Genomic DNA, 23,656 nt, shown 5'->3' with positions numbered 1-23,656 from the left:
CCGAAGCCGAGCGCCTGCGCGACCTCGCGCGCCTGCGCCGGGTCCGTGACCGGATCGACCGCGAGTACGCGCAGCCGCTGAACGTCGAGGCGCTCGCCCGGGGCGTGAACATGTCCGCCGGGCACCTCAGCCGCCAGTTCCGGGCCGCGTACGGGGAGTCGCCCTACTCGTACCTGATGACCCGGCGCATCGAACGCGCGATGGCGCTGCTGCGCCGCGGGGACATGAGCGTCACCGAGGTCTGCTTCGCCGTCGGGTGCTCGTCGCTGGGGACGTTCAGCACGCGGTTCACCGAGCTGGTCGAGGTGCCGCCCAGCGTCTACCGGGCCGCGGCCGAAGGCCCCACCGATGGCATGCCGCCCTGCGTGGCGAAGCAGGTCACCAGACCGATCAGGAATCGAGAAGCACGCGCGCTCGAGCCGCACCTAGCGTGAGCGCCATGGACCTCACCATCCACCAGGCCTACCTGCCCCACACCGATCCGGCCGCCTCGCTGGCCTTCTACCGCGACGTCCTCGGCTTCGAAGTGCGCAACGAGGTCGAGTACGGCGGCCTGCACTGGATCACGGTCGGTCCGCCCGGCCAGCCGGAGACGTCGATCGTGCTGCACCCGCCCGCGGCCGACCCGGGGATCACCGACGAGGAGCGCCGTACGATCGAGGAGATGATGGCCAAGGGCACCTACGCGGGCATCAACCTGGCCACCAAGGACCTCGACGGCGCCTTCGAGCGGCTGCAGGCCGGCGTCACGGACGGCAACGGTGAGGTCGTGCAGGAGCCGACCGACCAGCCGTGGGGCGTGCGCGACTGCGCCCTCCGCGACCCCGCGGGCAACATGATCCGCATCTTCGAGGTGCGCTGACCATGGGCGCGAACCTCCGCCGGCTCCACCGCGGGACGTCCATCGCGTTCACCCTCACGGTGCTCGTCGGCTTCGTCGCGGTGACCGGGATCCTGCCCTTCTGGGTGTTCTACCTGCCACTGTTCCCGCTCGCCCTGCTCATGGGAACCGGGCTCTACCTGTTCGCACTGCCGTACACCGACCGGCGGCGTCGACGGGCCCAGATCGAGACCTGACCGCGCCCCAGATTCGGAAGACCACGGAGTGTCGATGACCACGGCCACGCGAACCGACGCCGCATCGTCAGCGCTGCACGTCGCTGACAGCCATGACGTGATCCGCGTGCACGGAGCGCGCGTCAACAACCTCGGGAACGTCAGCGTCGAGATCCCGAAGCGCAGGCTGACCGTGTTCACCGGCGTCTCGGGGTCCGGCAAGAGCTCGCTCGTGTTCGACACGATCGCCGCGGAGTCCCAGCGGCTGATCAACGAGACCTACAGCGCGTTCGTGCAGGGCTTCATGCCGAGGCTGGACCGGCCGGACGTGGACCTGCTGGAGGGGCTCACGACGGCGATCGTCATCGACCAGGAGCGGCTCGGCGCGAACCCCCGCTCCACGGTCGGCACGGTGACCGACGCCAACGCGATGCTGCGGATCCTGTTCAGCCGGCTGGGCGAGCCGTCGGCCGGGCCCCCGATCGCGTACTCGTTCAACGTCCCGACCCGCCGGGCGAGCGGGTCGATGATCACCGAGAAGGGCAAGGGCGAGCGGACCGTCGTGCGCGGCGCCGTCTACCACGGCGGCATGTGCCCCCGCTGCGAGGGCATGGGCACCGTGTCCGACATCGACCTCACGCAGCTCTACGACGAGAACAAGTCGCTCAACGAGGGCGCGGTGCGGGTCCCCGGCTACAGCATGGACGGCTGGTACGGCCGCATCTACCGCGGCTGCGGCTTCTTCGACCCGGACAAGCCGATCCGCGAGTTCACGAAGAAGGAGCTCGACGACCTCCTCTACAAGGAGGCCACCCGGATCAAGGTCGACGGCACCAACCTCACCTACATGGGCCTCGTCCCGCAGGTCCAGAAGTCCTACCTGTCGAAGGACATCGACTCGCTGCAGCCGCACATCCGCGCGTTCGTCGAGCGGATCGCGACCTTCACCCCCTGCCCGGACTGCGGCGGCACCCGGCTCAACGAGGCGGCGCGGTCGTCGAAGATCAAGGGCATCAGCATCGCCGACGCCTGCGCGATGGAGATCCGCGACCTCGCGGCCTGGCTGCGCGAGCTGGACGAGCCGTCGGTGGCCCCGCTGGTCCGGGCGCTGGTGGACACGCTGGAGTCGTTCGTGGACATCGGGCTCGGTTACCTCTCGCTCGACCGGCCCTCCGGCACGCTCTCCGGCGGTGAGGCGCAGCGCGTCAAGATGATCCGCCACCTCGGCTCGGCGCTCACCGACGTCACCTACGTCTTCGACGAGCCCACGATCGGCCTGCACCCGCACGACATCCAGCGGATGAACGACCTGCTGCTGCAGCTGCGGGACAAGGGCAACACCGTGCTCGTGGTCGAGCACAAGCCGGAGGCCATCGCGATCGCCGACCACGTCGTCGACCTCGGCCCCGGCGCGGGCTCCGCGGGCGGCGAGGTCGTCTACGAAGGCGACGTCGCCGGGCTGCGGGATGCCGGCACGGTCACCGGCAGGCACCTGGACGACCGCGCCTCGCTCAAGCCGTCGGTGCGGACGCCGTCGGGCGCCCTGGAAGTGCGCGGCGCGAACACGCACAACCTGCAGAACGTCGACGTCGACATCCCGCTCGGTGTGCTCGTGGTGGTCACCGGCGTGGCGGGGTCCGGCAAGAGCTCGCTGATCCACGGCTCGGTGGCGGGCCGGGAGGGCGTCGTGGTGGTCGACCAGAGCCCGATCCGCGGCTCTCGCCGCAGCAACCCGGCGACCTACACCGGCCTGCTCGACCCGATCCGCAAGGCGTTCGCGAAGGCGAACGGCGTGAAGCCGGCCCTGTTCAGTGCCAACTCCGAGGGCGCCTGCTCGACCTGCAACGGCGCGGGCGTCGTGTTCACCGAGCTCGGTTTCATGGAGACCGTTTCCACCACCTGCGAGGAATGCGAGGGGAAGCGGTTCCAAGCGTCGGTTCTGGAGTACAAGCTCGGTGGCCGCGACATCAGCGAGGTGCTCGCGATGCCGGTGACCGAGGCGCTGGAGTTCTTCGGCTCGGGTGAGGCGCGCACCCCCGCCGCCCACACCATCCTCGGCCGGCTCGCCGACGTCGGGCTCGGCTACCTCACGCTCGGCCAGCCGCTCACCACCCTCTCCGGCGGGGAGCGGCAGCGGCTCAAGCTGGCCACGCACATGGCGGAGAAGGGCGGCGTCTACGTCCTCGACGAGCCGACCACCGGCCTGCACCTGGCCGACGTCGAGCAGCTGCTCGGCCTGCTCGACCGGCTCGTCGACTCCGGCAAGTCGGTGATCGTGATCGAGCACCACCAGGCGGTCATGGCGCACGCGGACTGGATCATCGACCTCGGCCCCGGCGCGGGCCACGACGGTGGCCGGGTCGTGTTCGAGGGCACGCCCGCCGACCTCGTCGCCGCCCGCTCCACGCTCACCGGGGAGCACCTGGCGCAGTACGTCGGAGCCTGACGGCCCGCTCACACCCAGCTTGTCCGGACGGGTGCACCTGATGTTCACCTGGCCGCCGCCTGCTCGGTGATCTTCTGATCGCCTCTCGTCGCCCGGCGCCTGCAGCATCCCCTCTGCACGCCCTGTGGCGCCGCCGGTTGCTGACCCAGTCGCAACGGGCAGGCGCTGCACGGGTGGGCCGACGGGTGCGGCGGAGCCGGGCCCCGCGGGTCGCTTGCCACGGGCGCGACGTGCGGTGGGAGCCCAGTTCGCCGGCCCGATCCGGTGGCGCGCCTTCTCGCGGCCACCGTTTCGTTCCCCCTTCTTCCGGGCCGCGTGCGGCGGCGAACTGCCTGGAGCTCTCGTCATGGATCGGGTGTCAGCGTGTGCGCGCGGGGCCGTCGGCCCCGCCCCGCGTGCTGACGTCGCCGTGCTGCGGCTCTCGGCGGTCGACCGGGTCTGGTGCGCGGTCCGCTGGACGCTCGCGCTCGCCGGCGCGGTCGTGGTGCTGTGGTTCGGCGCAGCGTTCCTCGCGGCCGCCCCGGCGGCCGCCGCCGCGACCATCCCCGTCCAGGCGGCGGCCGCGGGCGTGGTGAAGGCGGCCGGCACCCGCGCGGCCGAGGGCGGGGACTCCGGCGATTCGGGCGACGACGAGGGATCCGACGACGAGAAGGACGAGAAGTCGGAGAACAAGAAGAAGTCCGAGGAGAAGCGCGACAAGAAGCGCGAGAAGAAATCGGAGAAGAAGTCCGACGAGAAGCGCAAGAAGGAATCGGGGAAGAAGTCCGAGAAGAAGCGCGAGAAGAAGTCCGAGAAAAAGCCCGAGAAGGGGCGCGACGAGAAGTCCGAGGAGAAGTCGGACGACAAGCGCGAGAAGAAGTCGAGGAAGTCCGCGAAGGAGGGCAAGCCCGACGACGCGGAGTCGCGCGAGAAGCGGTCGCGCTCCGACTCCGACGAACGGGACGGCGCCGAGGACGAGAAGCGGTCCGAACGCCGCACCGATGACGACGAGCGGGACCGGCGGGAGTCGGCCGACGCGGATTCCGGAGACGACGAGGACCGCGACCGCCGCCGCGCGGTGCGAGCGGGCCAGCGCGAGCCGACCGACGAGCCGCAGGGGCGGGAGCGCAGCCGCCCGCGAGGCGGCGAGCGGGCGCGAGGCACCGACCGCGAGACCGACGAGCGCGCGGAGGACGACGATCGGCGCGACCGCTCCGAGAAGCGGGTGCGTGCGCGCTCGGGCGACCGCCCCGACCGCGAGCGGGTGCGGGCCGCGGCCCGCGACGCGGCCGAGCGGTGGGTGGAGCTCGCGCGCGAGGTCCGCGACGAGATGACCGAGCGGGCGGGTGACCGGGACCGCGATCGTGACTCCGACCGGGCCGAGCGCACCTCGTCCCGGAAGGGGGACGACCGGAAGCGGGCCCGCGAGGACCGGACGGACGACGCCGACGAGGCCGTGCGCCGGTTCGTCGAGCGCGCCGTCGACGAGGTGCGCGAGGCCGCCGACGGGGACGAGGAGGCGGTCCGCAGGGGCGTGGAGCGGGCGGAGGAGCGGGTGGAGAAGGCCGTCGAGGCCGCGGTGCGCCGGGCGGGCGAGGCGGCCGAGGACGGCAAGCGGGTCGTCGACGCGGTCCGCAAGGCGGTCCGCGACTCCGCGGACGACCGGCGCGCGGACGAGGGGGCGCCCGACCCCGATGCGCGGACGCGCGCGGGGCAGCGCCCGTCGGCTGACCCGCGCGGCCCGCCGGCCGAGCGGATGACGACGACGGCGTTGCGGGCATCCCGCGACGACGAGTGCGACGACGACTGCGACGGCGACGAGCACCGGGACGACGACGAGGACTCCGACCGGGACCACGACGACTCGCAGGAGCGCACCGAGCGGGTGCTCGAGGGCCGCATCGCGGTCGAGCAGAGCGAGAAGCAGCTCGAACGGACCAAGAAGGGCGTCGCCGCGGGCAAGGCCACCAAGGCCGACTACGCGAAGCAGGCCGCCGCGCACCGCGAGCTGGAGCGGCGCTACGAGGAGGACCGGGCGCGGCTGTCACCGGAGCGCGCCGAGCTGGTCGACGAGGTGGTCGACGGGCACGAGGAGCTGTCCGAGCGGGAGCGCGAGCTCGAGGCCGAGAAGAAGGAGGTCGCGGACGGCGCCGTCGGGAAGGAGGACCACCGGCGCAACGTCGCCGCGTACGAGGAGCGGCGCGCCGAGGTCTACGAGGCCACCGACGAGCTGATGGAGGCCACCGGCCGCGACCCGGACGCGGTGTCCGACGACGACCTGGACGGCGAGGGCGCGGCCGCGGGCTGCGGGTCGGACGGCGCGTTCACCGAGTGCGGGTCGGTCAGCGAGTCCGCCGACGGGGAACGCGACGTCGACCGCGCGGTCTGCCTCGCCGGGGTGTCCTCCGGGTGCGGGGCGTCCAGCAGGTCGGGCGACAACGAGGCGTCCGCGTCCTGCACGATGAGCGGCGCGGAGCGCGGCTGCCGCAGCAGCGCGTCCAGCCGGGCGGACGACGGTGGGGCCACCCGGGCGTCGGCCCGTTGCACCGGTGAGTGCGAGCAACGCAGCCGGGCCACCCCGCGCGAGGCGTCCGCGGAGTGCGAGAGCGCCGACGGCTCCTGCGCGAGCGACAGCTCCGGCAGCGACCGCGACGACGACGCCGCGGCGCACGCCGTGAGCGCGAGGGACCGCACCGACCTCGGCGCCGGCCGGGCTAGCGGGACCGCGTCGGCGCGGTGCGACGGCGGCGACTGCGCCACCTCCAGCTCGGTGGAGCTGGACGAGGTGGGCGAGGTCCGCTCCGAGGCCGAGGTCGATTGCGGGGCGGGCTGCACCGGCTCGGCGCGCAGCGGGTCCGAGGCCGCGCACGAGGCCGGCGCTGCGGCGCGGGCGCCCGGTTCGAGCACGACCGCGGACGCGGCCTGCTCGGTCGCGGGCGGTGACTGCCGGGCCGGCGCCGAATCGGACGCCGACGGCTCGTCCGACGAGATCGAGGCCGACAGCGCGGCCGCCGTCGAGGTGGACTGCGGCGGCGCCCCGTGCTCGGGCGAGGGGACGACCACGACCGGCGGCTCCGCGACCGGGCGGTCGGACGGGGCGAGCCGCGCGAGCACCGGCACCGCGTCCTGCGAGGTCTCCGGCGGCGGGTGCGAGGCGAGCAGCCGCACCGGCACCGATACCTCGTTCACCGAGGGCGAGGCCGGGATCGGGCCGGTCGGGTACGCGGTGCTGACCGACGGTGATGCGGCGGCGTCCAGCTCGGTCCGCGCGAGCGTCGACTGCGGTGCGGGCTGCACCGGATCGGCGTCCGGCGCCACCACCGGGAAGGCCACCGCGGGTGGGGCCACCCGCACGACGAGCGCGTCGACCGGCTGCACGACCGCGGCGGGCGGGTGCGCCGCCGGCGCGACCTCGCAGGTGCGCGACCGGGCGGCCCCGGCCGACGACACCACGGCCGACGCGTTCGGACACCCGCGCCGCGAGCTCTCCGCGTCGAGCACCGCCGACGCCGCCGCCGACTGCGACGCCACCACCTGCACCGGGTCCGCCCGGGTCCGGACGACCGGCGCGGCGACCGGGGACGTCGCGGGCATGCGGGACAGCACCGGCGAGGCGAGCTGCACCGTCCACGGCGACGGCGGCTGCGCGAGCTCGTCGGCCACCTCGGTGACCGACCGCGAACCCGCGACCGGCGAGGCGATCCCCGGGGTCGCACCGGTGTCCGGCCCGGTGAGCGTGTCGACCGCCGAGTCATGGGTGGAGTGCGCGGGCGGCGCCGGGACCTGCGACGGGACCGCGGAGTCCGCGACGAGCGCCCGGGACACCGCGGTGTCCCCGCACGCCCGGGGTACGAAGGCGACCGCGGAGTGCACCGTCACCGGCGGTGCCTGCGCGGGCACCACGACCTCGTCGGCGTCGTCCGCCCCGGACTTCGTCGCGGTCGACCCGGTGACCGGCCGCCCGCTCCCGGGGCAGCCGACCAGCGGGCCGTCCTCGGTGGCGTCGTCGTCGGGGACCGTCGTCTGCGCCTCCGAGGCCTGCTCCGGTTCGGTGCGCACCTCCACCTCCGCGTGGGACGGCGCGGTGGCCGGCGGGGTCCCGCGCACGTCGGCCGGAGAGGCGAGCTGTGCGGGCGGGACGGCCGGCTGCCAGGCGGCGTCGAGCTCGTTCGCCTCCACCGGGTCGGGGGCCGCGCTCGCCTTCTCCGGCGGGCAGCCGGTCAACGCGGCACGGCTGGTCCCCGGGCCCTCGGCGGCCTCCGCCGCGGGCGCCGTGGTGGCCTGCGCCGGCGAGCGGGTCTGCGACGGGCACGCGTCGAGCGCGGCGACCGCGACCGACCCGTCGGTGTCGGCCGACCCGCGGGGGTCGCGCAGCACCGGCTCCTGCGATGCCGTCACGGGTGGCCGCTGCCAGGCCGTCACGAACTCGGGCGCCTCGTCCGGCCCCGACGCGAACACCATCCTGCCGCTGGTGCAGGCCGCGTCGACGTCGAACGCCGACGTCTCGGAGGAGGAGATCGGGGCGGACGAGCGCAGGCCGGACGCCCCCCGGCAGGGCTTGCCGCCCGGCTCCACGGCGCCCGGCTCGAGCGCGAACTCCGGTGGTCCGACCGTCCCGGGCGCGTCCAGCTGGACGATGGCCTCGGCCGTCCTCGACTGCAGCGGCGGCACGGGGTGCGCGGGGACCGCGCGGACCTCGGTCACCGGCAGCGTCGGCCCGACCGCGCTGAGCGGTGCGGGCGGGGCGCGCGGCCCACCGGTGGCGACCGGGACCACCAGCTCCAGCAGCGGCTGCGCCACCGCGCAGAGCGGCTGCTTCGCCCAGACCGACGCCTCCGCGGGCTCCGGCCAGGTCGTGGCCGACGTGATCGCGGAGGAGCGCACGACCGCTGCCGAGCAGGCGCGCCGCACGGCCCTCGAGGCCGAGGTCGCCGCCCGCGCCGCAGCGGAGGTCGCCGCCCGTCCGGGCGCGACCGCAGCACAGCGCAGGGCCGCCGCCGACGCCGCGCGCGCCGCGGCCGAGGCCCGCACGGCTCACGCCGAGGCCGCCAGGCTGGCCGCACGGCCGGTGACCGACGCTCCCGCGACGATGGCGCGGTCGAGCGCCGCCGCCCAGTGCGAGGGCCCCGCCTGCCGCGCCGACACCGCGGGCGCCACGAACGGCACCCCCGGGCGCGCCGCGACCCGCGCCCACTGCATCGCCGCCGCGAACGGCTGTGCCGTCGCGAGCGACGCCCTCGCCACGGCCGAGCCGCACTCCGGGCTCTCCGACCCCGACGGCGCGCCGATCCCGGGCCGCACCGGCGCCGCGAAGGCCGCGTCGCAGGTCATCTGCCCCGAGGCCGGGTGCACCGGCGGTGCGACCGGGACGTCCTCGGCCGTCGCCGGGCCGGCCGGCAGGCGCAGCGCGAGCGCCGCGACCGGCTCGACCCGCTGCGACGGCACCACGGCGTGCCTCGCGCAGGTCACCGCCGCCGCCTCCCGCACCACCGTCGACGCCGACGGGCCGCTCTCCGTCACCTCGGCCGCGGTCGAGGCCGTCTGCGAGAACGGCACCGGCACCGGCTGCGCGACGCGGACGTCCAGCCGGACCACGGCGGACGGCGGGACGGGCGTGCGCGCCACGTCCACCGCGTCGTGCGCCGCCGCGGGCGCCTGCTCCGCGGCGACCGGTGGGTTCGCCGCCGAGGGGCTCGTCGAGACGACTGCCGAGTGCGTGGGCACCGGGTGCCGGACCCGCACCGACGGCGCGGCGCGCGCCGGCCTGCCGGGTGGGACGACCACCGCCACGTCCCGCTCCGACTGCACCGCCGCGGCGTTCGGCGCCTGCGCGGGCGCGAGCCGGGTCGGCGCCACGGGGGCCGGGTCGCAGGCATTCGCGGCCTGCCGGGGCAGCGAGGGGGCGAGATGCCGGCACGGCTACTCGTCGACCAGCTCCGCGCACAGCCGCACCGGCGGCGCCGTCGCCGACGGGCACGCGCGCTGCGGGGCCTCCGGCGACGCGGGCAGCGGGTGGTGCGCGACCGCCGCCCAGGCCGTGACCATCCGCGGCGCGGCGGTCGCGATGGCCGGGTGCCAGGGCAGCCCGAGCTCGGGGTGCGTGCACTCCTACCGGGCCCGCGGCTCGGCCGCGGCCGCGTCCGGTGGGACGCGCGCGAGCGCGAACGCGTCCGGCTCGGGGGCGGGGACGTCCGGCGGCGGCTTCGTCGCGGTCACCGCGACGGCGTCGGCAGCGGACGGGGCCGCCTCCGCCGCGGCCTCCTGCACCGGCAGCCGGGGCGTGCGCTGCAGCCACTCCTACCGCGCCACCGCGTCGGCCGCGGCGGCCCACGGCGCCAACCGGGCGAGGGCGTACGCGTCCGGCTCGGGTGGCGGCGGCGTCGGCGGCGGTGGCGTCGCCGTCAGTGCGACGGCGTCGGCGGGCCCGGGGTGGGCGGCTGCGAGCGCGTCCTGCTCCGGCGCGGCCAACTGCCGATGGGGCTACTCGGGCGAGGCCTCGAGCTCGGCGTCCTACGACGACGGCACGCACCGCAGCTGGGCGCGCGCCCACGCGGCGGGCTCGGGCGGCGGCTCGGGCCCCGGCGGCGGTGGCCTGTCGGTGTTCGCGCAGGCCGCGGCCGGGAAGGGCTGGGCCAACGCGGTCGCGGGCTGCTCCGGCGCGGCGAACTGCCGGGCGAGCTACTCCAGCGGCGCCGAGGCGTCGGCGACCGTCGGCGGTCAGCACGCCGAGGCGTGGTCGCGCTGTTCCGGCGGTGGCACCGGCGGTTCCTGCGGCTCGTTCGCCACCGTCGAGGTGGACGCCGACAGCGCGCTGGCGCAGGCCGGGTGCGCGGGCACCGGGTCGTGCGACTCGTACTACGCGACGAGCTCGCGGTCGGCGGGTTCGGGGTCCGGGCTCACCGGCGACGCGGGCGCGGACTGCTCGGGCGGCGGCCCGAGGGGCGGGTACTGCGCGACCGGCTCGAAGGTCACGCACGACCCGAGGACCGGGGAGCTGAAGGCCACCTCGTACTGCGCCACCAAGGGCGGCACGTGCTCGAAGTACGCGAACATCACCATCGACGCCTCATTCCGGGGCGGGCAGCTGACCGGCGATGGCGCCGTGCGCTGCAGCGGCGCGGGCCCGGGCAGCTGCTCGGCCGTCGGGGTGGTGGCGTTCCACGAGGCGAGCCTCGACGAGGAGGGCAACCCGGTCCCGCCGACGCTGGTCGTCGGCACCGGGTGCGCCGTCGAGGGCGGGACCTGTTCGCAGCGCGCGCAGGCGAACGCCGCCATCACCGGCGCGGACGGCGCGATCGGCGCGACCGCCGTCTCGAAGTGCTCGGGCACCACCGGGTGGTGCTCCACCGTCGTCGGCGGCGAGTTCAAGCCCGACACCGGCGAGATCATCGCCTACGCCGACTGCGCGGGCGGCGGCGCGACCGGGTGCACGAAGTCCGAGGCGCACCTGCACGGGGCGGTGTCCGGGCCGGGTCAGGCGCGGCCGGACGGCCCGACCGAGGGCACGCTCCACGGGAACGGCAACGCGCACTGCGTGCGGACCTCGGGCACCTGCGGTGTGGCCGGCCGGTTCGACCACGTGCCCGCGGCCACGGGCGAGGACACCGACGGCGACGGCGAGCCGGACGTCGTCCCCGCCCACGTGATCGCCCAGACCAGCTGCTTCCCGGAGGGCCCGCACTGCACCCAGGAGGCCCACTCCTGGGGCACGCTGAACCGCGAGACCGAGCACACGAAGCACGAGGGCTCCGCCCACGCCGACTGCTCGGGCTCGTGGGGCTCGTGCTCGACCATCGCGTCGGTCGCCTACGACCCCGAGACCGGCAAGGTCGACGCGTTCGCCCGGTGCAGCACCGGCGACAGCGGCGGCACGCGCTGCACCCGCTCGTCGACCCACACCTTCGCCTGGGCCGAGTCGGTGAACGGCGAGGACCTCGAGGGCGAGGGCGTGTCGGACTGCAACCAGTCCGGCGGGTTCTGCGCCTCGTCGTCGCTGGCGAAGTACTTCGCCGACGGGGAGCGCACGGTCACCGGCGAGAACGGCGAGCAGGTGCGGCTCCCGGCGCACGTGCAGAGCGGCGCGGGCTGCGGCACCGACGGGCCGGCGGAGAACTGCAGCTACGACTACTCCGCGCACGGCTTCGAGCAGCTGACCGAGGACGACGGGCTGCTCGCGGGCGACGCGCGGGGCGACTGCGCCGACTCCGGCACGACCGGCTCCGGCTGGTGCTCGGTGGCCGCCGACGTCACGATCGAGCTCGACCAGCGCACCGTCGAGGCGGTGGTCTGGTGCCAGAGCGGCAACGCACGAGCCTGCTCGTACTCCGCGCACGTCACGGCCCAGCAGGACGCGGACAAGAACAACGCCGACTCGCAGAAGAGCTGCGGCAAGCAGGTCGCCGGGAACTGCTCGCTCGCCGTGGCGGCCATCGCCGCGGGCGGGGACCGGGACAAGCAGGGCCAGGCGGTGGCGTTCGGCTTCTGCGCCGACTCGAACGGCACCTGCACCGGCGAGTTCAGCACCCACGTCGACTCGAACCGGGACACCCTGTCCGACTGCCGCTCGAGCGGTGCCGCCAACGGGACCTGCGTCGGGCTGGCGGTGCCCGAGCACGCGCTGTCGGCGGGCCAGCTGATCGACCCCGAGGGCGACGACAGGATCACCCTGAACTCGCGGGCGCCGGGGCGCGACCCCGAGACGAAGGTCTGCTCGGCCGCGCAGCGGTGCGAGGCGCAGCGGATCGACGAGGAGGCGTTCGAAGGGCTCGAGGGCGAGTTCTTCGTGCTGGACGTGCACGAGGACAAGTCCGTCGGGCAGTGGTTCAAGAACTTCGGGCGCGACCTCGGCGACGTCGTGGTCTACGCGATCCCCGGGCTGCTCGGGTCGCTCGGGACCGAGCTGTGGAACAGCGTCAAGTACGACTTCCTCGGCTCCGACGGGTTCGTCGGCAGCCTGACCGGTGGCCACGTCGGGTTCGACCGGCCCGAGCAGCGGGAGGGCGAGTCCGACCTGGAGTACTACGCCCGGCTGTACCCGTTCACCGGCGGGATCGCCCAGGGCGCGGTGAACTTCTACAACCGCTGGCTGAACTTCGAGGACGGCGGCCCCGACTGGGACCGCCTCGGCCACGACTACTACTACTCGCCGGTCTCCACGCTGCTGGAGGACGTCGGCACGGTCGCGCTCGTCGCGGCCGGGGCCGGGGCGGTCATCAAGGGCATCTCGCTGGGCGCGAAGGGGGCGGGCGCTGCGTCGGCCGGCCTGGGCACGACGATGGTGTCCGGGCTGCGCACCGGCCTGACGGCGGCGCGGGCCGCGTGGTCGGTGACCCGCGTGCCCGGGCTGGACGCGGCGTTCGGCGCCTCGATGCGGATCGCGGGCTGGACCGGGCAGGTGGCGCTCGCCCCGCTGGCGGTGAACTTCGCGATCGGGCGGTTCGCCGCGGGGGCGCTCTCGCGCGGGCTGGTCGCGCCGATCGCGGGCCGCGTGCTCGGCGCGGCGGAGGTCACGGCCGGCCGGGCCGGGGCCGCGTTCGAGCTCGGCCGGTACGCCGACGCGGTGGCCCTCCAGGCGCAGGCCGCGCGGCTGACCCGGGTCGGCACCTTCCTGGAGCGCAGCGCCTACGCGGGCCGGATCGTCGGCACCGACGGCCTGTTCGGGCGCCAGACGCGCAACGGCAGGACGCCCGGCCTGCTCGGCACCCTGCTCGCCTACAACCGGCTCGGGCTGCGCTTCGGGTACGCCGCGTCCGCGGCCGAGATCGGGGCGGGGCACGCCCGCGCGACGTTCGGGTTGTTCGCCGACGTCCAGCTCGGCGGGCGCGGTCGCTTCGGCTATCTCGGCGAGGCGTTGCACGCCTTCCGCCAGCAGCGGGTCGACCGGGCGGGCGCGGTCGCCCGATACGACCAGGTGGTGTTCGGCGGCACCCTCCGCAACCGGAACGGGCTGGCCGTCCAGGCACGCAGCGGCAACGCCTTCGTCCGGGCCAAGGACCGGGTGCGCGACCGGGTGCGGGCGGCGGACCGCGCGGCGGTGCTGTCCCAGATCGCCGAGGGGCGGCTCAGCGCGCGCGAGTACGGCGCGCTCACCAGCGGCGGGCTCGACCGCCTCGTGGAGTCGGCGATCGCGGACCGGCCGGCGCAGCAGGCCGGACAGCAGCCGCAGGCGGGCGGGCAGGGTGGCACCCGCACGGTCGAGCCGCCCGCCCCGGGCCGGCCGCGGCCCGCCGACCCGGTCGACGGGTCGCCGACGCCCGCCCCGCGCGGCACCGACCGGTTCGGCGGTGGGCAGCGGCCGGGCGGTGGCGACGGGCCGGACCCGCTGGCCACCGAGAACCCCGCCGCCGGCGGCCCGCGCGCCCTGGCGGACGAGCCGACGCCCCGCAAGCCCAGCGCGGGCTTCCGCACGGAGGTCAACGAGCTCGAGACCGACCTGCCCCCGCCGTCGGGCCGGAACGGACCGCGCGTCACCAGGTTCGACGACCTCGCCGACGATGTCGCGCGGGTCCGCACCTTCTGGGAGCGGTTCAAGACCTTCACCCGCGAGCAGCTGCGGGAGCGGTTCCGCGCGATCGCCGACGACGTCCGCAGCGGCCGCAGGACGCTCGAGGAGGTCATGCCGGAGTGCGCGGCGCTCGCCTGCGAGGCGTCGCGGCGCAGCACCGGCAAGGCGCCGTACGACGAGCAGATCGCGGGCGCGATCGGGCTGGCGCGCGGGCAGATCGTCCGGATGCTCACCGGCGAGGGCAAGACGCTCGCCGGGGCGCTCGCCGCGGTGGTGCGCGCGCTCGAGGCCCGGGACGCCGCGGGGCGGCCCGTCGCGGGCAGGGGCGTGCAGTGGATGGCGCTGAACCCGACGGACCTGCTGTCCGCGGCCCGGACCGTTCGGCCGATCGCCGACCTGCTCGGGATCCGCACCGGCGTGCTGCGGCCGGTGGGGTCGGTGTGGAACACGCTGGCCAAACGGCGTGCGTACCAGGCCGACATCACGCTCGGCACGGTCAGCGAGTTCGTGTTCGACGCGCTGCGCGCGCGCAACGGCCGCGGCCGACCCGTGCACGCCGACCGCGGCGGGTGGCACCTGATCGACGAGGTCGACCAGGTGCTGCTCGACGAGGCGCTGACCCCGCACGTGCTGGCGGCACCAGCCCGGGGCCGCGCGCCGCTCGGCGACCTCGCGTGGGCGGCCGACCTCGCGACGAAGCTGACGCCGCGCACGAAGGCCGACCCCGGCCACTACGAGATCGGCCCCCACCGCGTCGCGCTGACCGACGACGGCATCCGCTTCATCGAGCAGCAGACCGGCCGGAACCTGTCGACGAAGGCGAACGAGCCGCTGAAGCGGCACGTCGAGAACGCCCTCACCGCGAAGTGGCTGATCGAGAAGGACGTCCACTACTTCGTGGAGGACGGGCGGGTCGTCCTGGTCGACACGCGGACCGGGCACCGGCTGAACGACCGCCGCTACCACGACGGGCTGGCCGAGGCGATCGAGTACGCCGAGCTCGTGGAGGTGCTCGGCCCCACCCGCGTGCTCGACGCGATGACGGTGGTCGACTTCCTGGCCGAGCGCGAGTTCGCCGGGATGACCGGCACCATCGGCGGCGAGGCGGGCGTCGCCGCGTTCCGCGAGCACTACGGCAAGGGCGTCGCCGACATCCGGCCGCACCGCCCGCCGGCGCGCAAGGACTACACGGTCACCTACCGGACCGCTGCGGAGAAGTGGGACGGCATCTTCTCAGAGGTCGTCGCGACGCGGCGCACCGGCAGGCCGGTGCTGGTGGTGACCGGGTCGATCCGCGACGCGGCGCGGTTCTCGCAGCGGCTGCGCGATGCGGGGATCGAGCACAACGTGCTGACCGCCCGGACCAGCCCGGCGGAGGAGGCCAGGATCCTCGCCGAGGCGGGCCGATGGCACCAGGTCACGGTAGCCACCAACCGGGCGGGCCGAGGCATCGACATCAAGCTCGGCGGGGACGCCACGCCGCTGGCGCGCCGGATCATGGAGCGCGACCACCCCGGCATCACGCCGGCCGACCCGCGCTACGAGGGCCTGTTCAACGCCGCGCGGATCGAGGCGGAGGGCCTGCGGCACGACGCGATCAACGAGGCCGGCGGCCTGCACGTGGTGCTGACCGAGTTCCCCGAGTCGCTGCGCGTCGAGTACCAGGGCCGCGGCCGGGCGGGCCGGCAGGGCGAGAACGGCAGCTCGACGCTGCACCGGTCGCTGGAGGATCCCGTCCTGCAGCCGGTCGGCAAGGGCGAGTTCAGCGCGACCCGCGCGGCGGACGACGGGGCGCTTCGGGTCGACTCCGCCGCGGTCGACGCGCTGTTCCGGCTGGCCCGGCAGGAGGCCGAGCTGGCCGTCCGTGCCGAGCGCGGCGCGCAGCGGGCCCGCGTGGCGGTGCAGCGGCCGTCCTGGCGGCGCGGCTCGCCTGCCCGGGGAGTGCTCGACGCGCAGGGCGTCCCGCCACCGACGCAGCGGTCGGCGGTCCCGGCGAACCCGGCGGGCATCGACCTGCCGCAGCTGGCCCTGCTGCGGGCCGGGCAGGACGTCCCCGGGCTGTCGGCGGAGCTCAACCGCGAGCTGCGCGACCTCGCGGAGCGGTTCGACGTCGAGAACGCCGTCACCGGGCCCGAACTCGAGGCGGCGGCCACGATCGCGCGGCACCTGCCCGAGCGGACCTTCCAGCCCCACCGGTACACCGAGGCCGACCTGGCCGCGGTGAACGACCGGATCGCGGAGCTCACCCGGCAGGCGAACGCCGTCGGCCGCGCCGGCGAGCTGCAGGACCTGCTGGGCGCCGACGCCGACCAGCTCGCCGCGACCGCGGCGGTCGCGGCCCAGCTGCTCGCCGAACGTGAGGAGGCGAAGCGGCGCGGCCGCCCGGTGGAGGTGCACCGGGGCGACCCGGCCGAGCGCCTGCGGCTGGCCTCGCTGAGCGACCGGGAGCTGCAGGCCCTGCTGGACTACGTCGCCGGCCTCCCCGAGGGCCTGATCGCGCAGCGGCTCGGGATCCCGGTCGGCGAGCTCGGCTGGTTCCTGCCGGTGCCCGACCCCGCCAACCCCCAGCGCTGGACCGGCCCGGGCGTCGTGGTCGACAAGCTCACCCGGGCCACGCGCAACAACCCGCTGCTCGGCACGCGGGAGGCCGCGGGCCGCCACGTGCGCACCGAGCAGGCGACCCGGACCGCGGTCGTGGCGCGCGTCCTCACCGAGCGGGGGGTCACCGACCCGGCCGACGCGGACGGGCTGTGGGAACGGGTCCGCGACGAGTTGCGCGCCGTGGAGCTGCACGGGCTGCACCCGGCGGAGGCGGCGTCGCTGTGGGAGCGCGCGGACCGGATCGAGGAGTTCGTCGGCCTGCTCCCGGCGCGGCACCGCGACCCCGGGTACGGGGCCTTCGTGCGCGCGGGCGTCACCTCGGTCGCGCAGCTCGCCGCGATGTCGCTCGACGAGCTGGCCGACCTCGGGATGAGCGCCGCCGCGACCCGCGCGGTGCGCGGCGCCCTCGCCGGGGTCGCGGTCCCCGACCGGCTCGACACGCGGGACCGGCACCGGGCCGCGGCCCTCGCGGCGCGGACCGACTGGACCTACGACGACCTGGTGGCGGCGCTGCACATCGCCGCGGGCGAGCCGTACGACCCGACGGCGCCGGTGTCCGACGGCCGGATCGCCGACCTGCGCACCGCGGCCGGGATCGACACGCTCGCCCTGCTCGCCGACGTGCTGCGCACGGTGCCGCTCGACGCCGCCGAGCGGGCCGCCTGGCCGGTCGAGGCGCTCGACCTCCTGACCGAGGCCCGCGCCGGCTCGCTGAGTGACGAGGAGCTGGCCCAGCTGGTGGCCGCCGGGTCCGGTGCGCTGCGGTTGCCGGCGCCGGGCCCCGGGCTCGGCCAGCGGGTCGCGCTGCTCGTGCTGGACGCGTACGTCGAAGCCCGCTCCGCCGGCACCGCCGCCCCGGCGGACGAGCCCGCCGCGCCGACGGATCGGCGGCGGTTCCCGGCCCACCTGGTCGCCGGGGCCGCGACCGCGGCGGGCGCGGCGGGTGGCGGGGCGGCCGCGCTGGCCGGTGCGGCCGGCGTCGTGGTCGCCGGGTCCACCGTGGTCGGCGCCGTGCTCGGCGCCGCCGTGCCGACCGCGGTCCACCTGCTGCGCAACCGGGGCCCGCCGGCCGCGGCCCGCTCCACCACTTCACCCGCCGCGACCCGCCTCGCCGCGCGGCGGTGGACGGACCGGCTGGTCATCGGTACCCCGCTGTGGAACGACCCGCTGACGCGTCGGCGGGTGGCCGCCGCGCTGGTCGGCGCAAGCCTGCTCTCCGCGGTGCTGACGCCCACCGGCCTCCCGGGGACGAACCTGCTCGCGGCCGGTACCGCGGTCGCCGCGGTCGCGGTGGCCACGGCTCCGCGCCTGCGGGTCGGCGTGCCGCGGCTCGGGCCGTCGATCCGGCGTGTGCTCGGCCGGGTGGTCGCGGCGGCGGCGCTGGCCGGCGCCGCAGGCCTGCTCGCCGTGGGCGAGCCCACCTCGCCGGTGACGGCGCCCGAGCGGCCCGGCGCGGTCGTCGTGGTCGACGGCGCGCTCACCGGCTCGTCGACCCACGCGCAGCAGGCCTCGGCCGCGCCGCGCCGGGTCGTCGTGCAGCCGGGGGACACCCTGAGCGGGCTCGCGCGCGCCTTCGGCGTGCCCGAGCAGGCGTGGGTGGACGCCAACCCGGGTCGGTTCCCGACGCGGGAGAGCCGCGACCTGATCCGGATCGGCGAGCGGCTGGCCATCCCCGCGGAGTGGGACGACCGCTACCGCGTCCAGCCGGGCGACACGTTCGACGAGATCGCCGCGCGGCTCGGCGTCGACCCGGACCGGCTCGCCGAGGCGCAGGGCGGCCGGTTCCCGACGCGCGCGAGCCGCGACCACATCGGGGTGGGCGAGCGGTTCGTCGTGCCCGGCACGCCGGCCGCGGACGATCGGTCGACCCCGACCCCGACCCCGACCCCGACGCCGACCCCCACGCCGAAGCCGACGCCGTCGGGGACGCCGGGCGCGACCACGGCCCCGGCGCAGCCGCCGGTGGCCGCGCCCGACGGCGGCGGGTGGACGGTGCTCGGTATCGGCGCCCTCCTCGCCACGGGCGTCGCCGCCGCCGTCCTCGGTGTGCGCGCGGTGGTGCGGCACCGGAGCACCGTCCGCGGGTGGCCCGGGCAGCTGCGGGACCGGTGGCGGGCGAGCGGCCTGCACGCCCGGGCGGTGCTCGTGCCCGGGCAGCTGCGCGACCTGCGGGCCCGCGCCGCGGCCCGCGGCCGGGCCGCGGTCGACCGGGTCCACGTGCGGGTCGTCGAGGCCCGCCGGGTCGTCGGGGCGGCGCTCGCCGCCGCGTGGCAGCGTGCCCGTGCCGCGATCCGGGCGACCGGCACCCGGTTGCGCCACGGCCGGCACCGGTTCGTGACGTGGGTGCGCGCGGGCCCGGTGCTGCGCGCGCAGGTCCGGGTCGTGGCCCGGGCGAGGGCGGCGGTCGGTGCCGCGGAGCGCCTGCTGCGCCGCGAGCAGCGGGCGGCGGCGCGGGCGGTCACCGCCGAGCAGCTCGGCTGGATCGGCTGGCTGTCGGTGGTGAACTCGGCCCGGCCACGCGGCGCCCGGCTGACCGACGACCAGCTCGCCCGGCTCATCGCCCGGGACCTGAACCTCACCGAGCGCGCGGTCCGTCGGCTGCTCGACCGGGCCGCCCTCCTCGACCCCGCCCGGGTCCAGCCGCCGGCCGGGACCCCGCGGACCGGCGTGTCGTTCGACCGCGTCCTCGCGGTGGTGGCGAGCCGGTTCGCCGAGGCGCACCCGGCGGTGCCGAACGCCGTGGCCGCGCGCGCCGCCGCGGAACGGGCGCTGGCCGCCGCGCAGGCCCGCGGCGCCCGGGTCGCGATCGAGGCCGGGGTGGCACCGGAGCGGGCCGACCGGCGGATGGCCAGGGCGGCGCGCGGCCACGGCCTGGCCGGGGTGCGGATGCGGATCTGGACCGGACTCGGCCTGGACGTCCCGGTCGCGGACCGGGTGCGGCCGCGGCGGGTGCGGATCACCGCCTTCGGCGTCGGTGTGGGTGTCGGCCTGCTGGCAGGCGGCGTGCTCGGGGTCGTCGAGGTGGGCGCCGCGGCGGTGCCGGCGGGCGCGATCGTCGCCGGGGTCGCGCTGCCCGCGGCCGTCCGAGCGGTGTGGACGCCGGGCAACCCGCGGGCCCCGCCGCTGCGCGCGCTCGCGCGCGGGCTGCGGGCGCAGGCCGGGCGGCTCGCGCTCTGGTCGATGAGCGGGCTCGGTGCCGCCGTCGCCGCCGACCCGGTCGCCGACCTGCTGCGGCGCCACTGGCCGGTGTTCGCCGACCAGCCCGGCCTGTTCGGGGTCAAGGCGTTGCTCGTGCCCGCGATCACGGCGGGGCTGGTGTTCCGGTACGTGCTGCGCCGCCAGCACGTCAACCGCAGCTCCGGCATGCAGACCAGGCCGCGGGCGGCGGCGTGGGCGTCGGCCGTCGCCGCCTACACCGCGACCGCCGCGCTCGGCCTGGCCCGGGCGTTCGACCTGGTCACCGGCTACGTGGGGCTGTGGCCGATCGCCGCGGCGGTCGTCGCGGGCATCACCGGCTCGGTGCTGCAGCAGAAGGACGTCGCGCGCACCAGGCTGATCAAGGCGGCGGTGTCCGGCACGCTCTCGGCGGCGGTGGCGTTCGTCATCAGCACGCTCGGCGGCGGGCCGGCGCCGGGGGCGTGGGGCGATCTGATCAACGCAGTGCTGGTCGCCACCGTGGTGTACGCCTCGCCGACGGTGATCGCCGAGTACGCCAACGTGCTCGTCGGCCGGGTCATGGCGCCGATCGTGAAGCGGAAGTCGCTCGAGGCCCAGCGCAACGCGGCTGAGTCGGGCGGCAGCCGGGACCGGATCCGGCGCCTGCTGGCCGCCGGGCTCGACTACACGAACTTCTCGCCGGTCGACACCCGCCTGCTGCGGCGCAAGGCGCTCGACCCCGTGCTGGCCGGGCTGTCGGCGATCGTGATCAACCTGGCCTGGGTCGACCGCGCGTGGATCGAGACGCACGACAACTCGCTCCCGACCGTGCTGACGCGGTTCGCGGTGATGGCCACCTCGGTGTGGCTGATCGGGAAGCTGTGGCGGGACGCCGACGAGTTCCGCAACGGCTACTACGGCTTCCGCAGCAAGCGCGCGCTGCGCTCGCCCGAGCGGCCGTCCCGGTGGCGGGTGTGGCGCGGCGACCGCCTGCACCAGCGGGTCAGCGACTACCGGCGGGACCTGGACGCCCTGCTCGCCGCGTTCGGGTGGCCCAGCCCCGCCCCGGAGAAGCTGGACCGCAGCCTGGCCGAGGGACTGGCGAGGCGGCTGTGGCGGCGGATGCCCGCCGAGATCCACCGTCCGCTGGACGAGTGGGACCCGCTGCCCGCGGACCGGAAGGTCCTCGAGGCCCTGTGGGACGAGCAGCGCGCTGCGCACGAGCGGCGGGCCCACCACGTCCGGACGATCACGCTGGTGGTACCGATCCTCGCCGCCGACCCGGCCACCCTCGCGCTGGTGGCCGACCGGTTGCGCAGCGCCGGCCGGGCGGGCGACGCGACGGTCGTCGACTTCCACCGGATGCTCGGCCAGGAGCTGTGGGCCGAGTTCGCCGCGGCCGCGGGCGGGTCCGTGCCTCCACCCGGCCACCGGACCTGGCGCGCCCGGCTGGCCGAACACGCGAAGCAGCGCACCGAGCTGCGGGCCGAGTACCTGGCCGGTCCGCGCAAGGTGCTGCTCGAGGTGCTCAAGCAGCACTACCTGGACACCGACCAGGACGGGCACCCGAACCTCGAGCGGGCGCGCGCCGCGTTGGCGGCGTTGGAGTTCGAGCTCGTGGGGATGGGCAAGCCGCGCCGCGACCCGCTGGAGCTGGTGGCGCAGCTGGCCGACCAGCGGGCCCGCAGCGCCGCGGACGCCGCGGCCGCCGAGGAGCGGGGACTCGCGGCGGGCGACCCGGCCGCGACCCGTGCGCGCCTGGTCGAGATGCGCCAGCTCGCGGCCGGGATGCGGGTGCTGCGCTCGGCCGCGCAGCTCAGCATCGAGGTCCAGCTCACGCGGGCCCACCGGCGCGAGGTGCGGAAACGGTGGGACGCCGCGATCGCCAGGGCGGTCGTCGTCCCGCCGAACCCGGTGCCCTACACCCTGCTGGAGCGGCTGCTGCTGCTCGCGGGCCTACGCGGCCCGGCGACCGCAGCCGAGCTGGCGGCCCGCTACGGCGGCACCGGCTGGGCCGACACCCTCTCCGCCCTGGCCGAGATGGGCGCGCTGGAGGCCGACGCTGCCGGCGGCTACCGGGTCACGGCCGACCTGGCCGCGCTCTGGCGGGCGGCCCGGCCGCGCCTGCGGCACGCGGTGCGGGCGGACGCCACGTACGCGTGGCTGTTCGACACGTCGCGGCTGCCGGGCGGCGCCGAGCTCGTCGCGCTCGCCGTCCCGCGGCTCGGGCCGGCGGGCGTCACCGACGCCGAGCGGGCCGCCGTCGCGGCGCTCCACGACCTGCTGCGCAACGGTGACCTGGCGTTCCGCCACTGGCGCGACGGCTGGATCGACGACGCGGGCATCGCGGCGCGCCGCCTGACCGGGCTCGCGTACCGGATGCGGCACTCGGCGGGCGCGCGCGACTGGCCGCTGCCGCCCGACCGCCCCGCGGCCCCCGTCCGGTTGGCCCGCGGCGTGCGCGACCTGGCCGTGGCGCGCCTGAAGCAGTGGGTGACCCCGAGCCGGCAGCGCCGCGCGCTGGCGGCGCTGCAGCGCCGCACCGACGCCTCCGACCGGCTCTACCTGCGGGCGCTGCGGGTCGGTGACCTCCTCACCGCGCAGGACCCGGGCGGGAGGATGCCCGTCGAGGCGGCCGGCCTGCTGCACGCGGCCCGCCACGTGCAGGTGGAGGAGTACGGGCGGCTGCGCGAGGCCCAGCGCCGCGCCGCGGCCGCGCTGGGCGCGGTGGGGGCCCACCCGCACCAGGTGGACCGCGCGTTGAGCGGCGCCGACCGCACCCTGCGGCACGCGCCCGGCGCCGACCCGTTCCCGCCCACGGCCGACCACTGGCTGCGCGAGATCACCGAGGAGCTCCACGCCGTCCGCAAGCGGCTCGACGGCCTGCCGCCCGGGCCGGAGCGGGACGCGGCGCTGGCCGAGGCCCGCCTGTCGCTGGAGCGCTACGCGATCGACCGCGACTACGGCTGGGCGTCGCAGCTGCACCGCACCATCGGCGGGATGCGGGTGATGGAGAAGGCCCGTCTCGCGGCGAAGGCGCTGCGCTCGGCGCACCCCGACCTGTTCGACGAGGTCGCGATGCCCGCGCCGGGGGTGTCCCCGCTGGTCCCGCACCGCGACCGCGTCGAGCACCCCTACGGCGACGACGACCTGACCGGCGCCGACGTGGCCGTCGCGACCCGCCGCGGCCTCGGCAACCGCACCAACCAGGACGCCGCCACCCTCCTGGTACTGCCGAACGGCGACCGCGTCGCCCTGGTCGTGGACGGCGTGTTCAGCTACCCGGCCTCGCGGTTCGCGGCGATCGACTTCGCCACGGCGTTCCGCGCCGAGCTGGCCCGCACCGACCGGGCCGCCCGCACCCCGGCGCAGGCCCTGCTCGATGCGCACCAGGCCGGCCTGGACGCCCTCACCAGCGGCTACACCCCCGAGCGCGGGCACGGCGCCGTGGCCTACCTGGCCGCCCACGTCGGCGCGGATGGAACCGTCACGACCATCCACGCCGGCACGGCCCGCGCCTTCTACCTGCCACTGGTGCGCGGCGAGGCCGGGCAGACCCTGACCGACGACGACTCCCGCGGCGGGGACATCGCCGACGGCGGGGTCATGACCCGCTGGGCGGGCAGCGACTACCGCCCCGCGCCGACCGTCACCACGTTCGCCCCGAACGTGCCCGGCCTCGTCGTGCTGGCCACCGACGGGCTGTGGCGCTACCTGCCCAGCGCGGAGGCCCTCGCGGCGACGCTCTCCGGCCGCGCCCGCATCGACCCGGCCGAGGCCGCCCGCGCGCTCGCCGACGCCGCCCGCGCCGCGGGTGGCCGTGACGACCTCACCACGGCGGTGCTGCGGGCGGGCCCGGCGCCCCTCGGCCCCGGCGCGCCGCGCCCGCTCGGCACCGGTGGCGGTTGATGCGC

Annotated in this window: 5 protein-coding genes; all 5 read left to right on the top strand. The window is 76.5% G+C overall.

All coding sequences use genetic code 11. The annotated features are described in order from the left end of the window. Positions 1–434 (top strand): helix-turn-helix transcriptional regulator (locus VKZ81_RS23395; RefSeq protein ID WP_324243796.1); only part of this gene is annotated, 434 nt, incomplete at its 5' end. 5 nt (positions 435–439) lie between these two features. Continuing rightward, the gene (locus VKZ81_RS23390) at positions 440–862 is read left to right on the top strand and encodes a VOC family protein (protein ID WP_324243795.1); all 423 of its coding nucleotides are present in this window, start codon (positions 440–442) and stop codon (positions 860–862) included. A gap of 2 nt (positions 863–864) precedes the next feature. Continuing rightward, positions 865–1,077: a hypothetical protein gene (locus tag VKZ81_RS23385; RefSeq protein WP_324243794.1), complete on the top strand. Its 213-nt coding sequence runs from the start codon at positions 865–867 to the stop codon at positions 1,075–1,077. 34 nt (positions 1,078–1,111) lie between these two features. Further along, complete coding sequence (locus VKZ81_RS23380; protein WP_324243793.1) at positions 1,112–3,502, top strand: excinuclease ABC subunit UvrA; 2,391 nt, start codon at positions 1,112–1,114, stop codon at positions 3,500–3,502. A 355-nt stretch (positions 3,503–3,857) separates the two neighbouring features. Further along, a complete protein-coding gene (locus VKZ81_RS23375) occupies positions 3,858–23,651 on the top strand; it encodes a preprotein translocase subunit SecA (protein ID WP_324243792.1) in 19,794 nt (6,597 codons plus the stop codon). Positions 23,652–23,656: the final 5 nt, after the last annotated feature.

Source organism: Pseudonocardia sp. (assembly GCF_035305885.1).
GTDB lineage: Bacteria > Actinomycetota > Actinomycetes > Mycobacteriales > Pseudonocardiaceae > Pseudonocardia.
The sequence above is the reverse complement of the archived record's forward strand: the minus strand, read 5'-3'. Positions and strand labels throughout refer to the sequence as shown.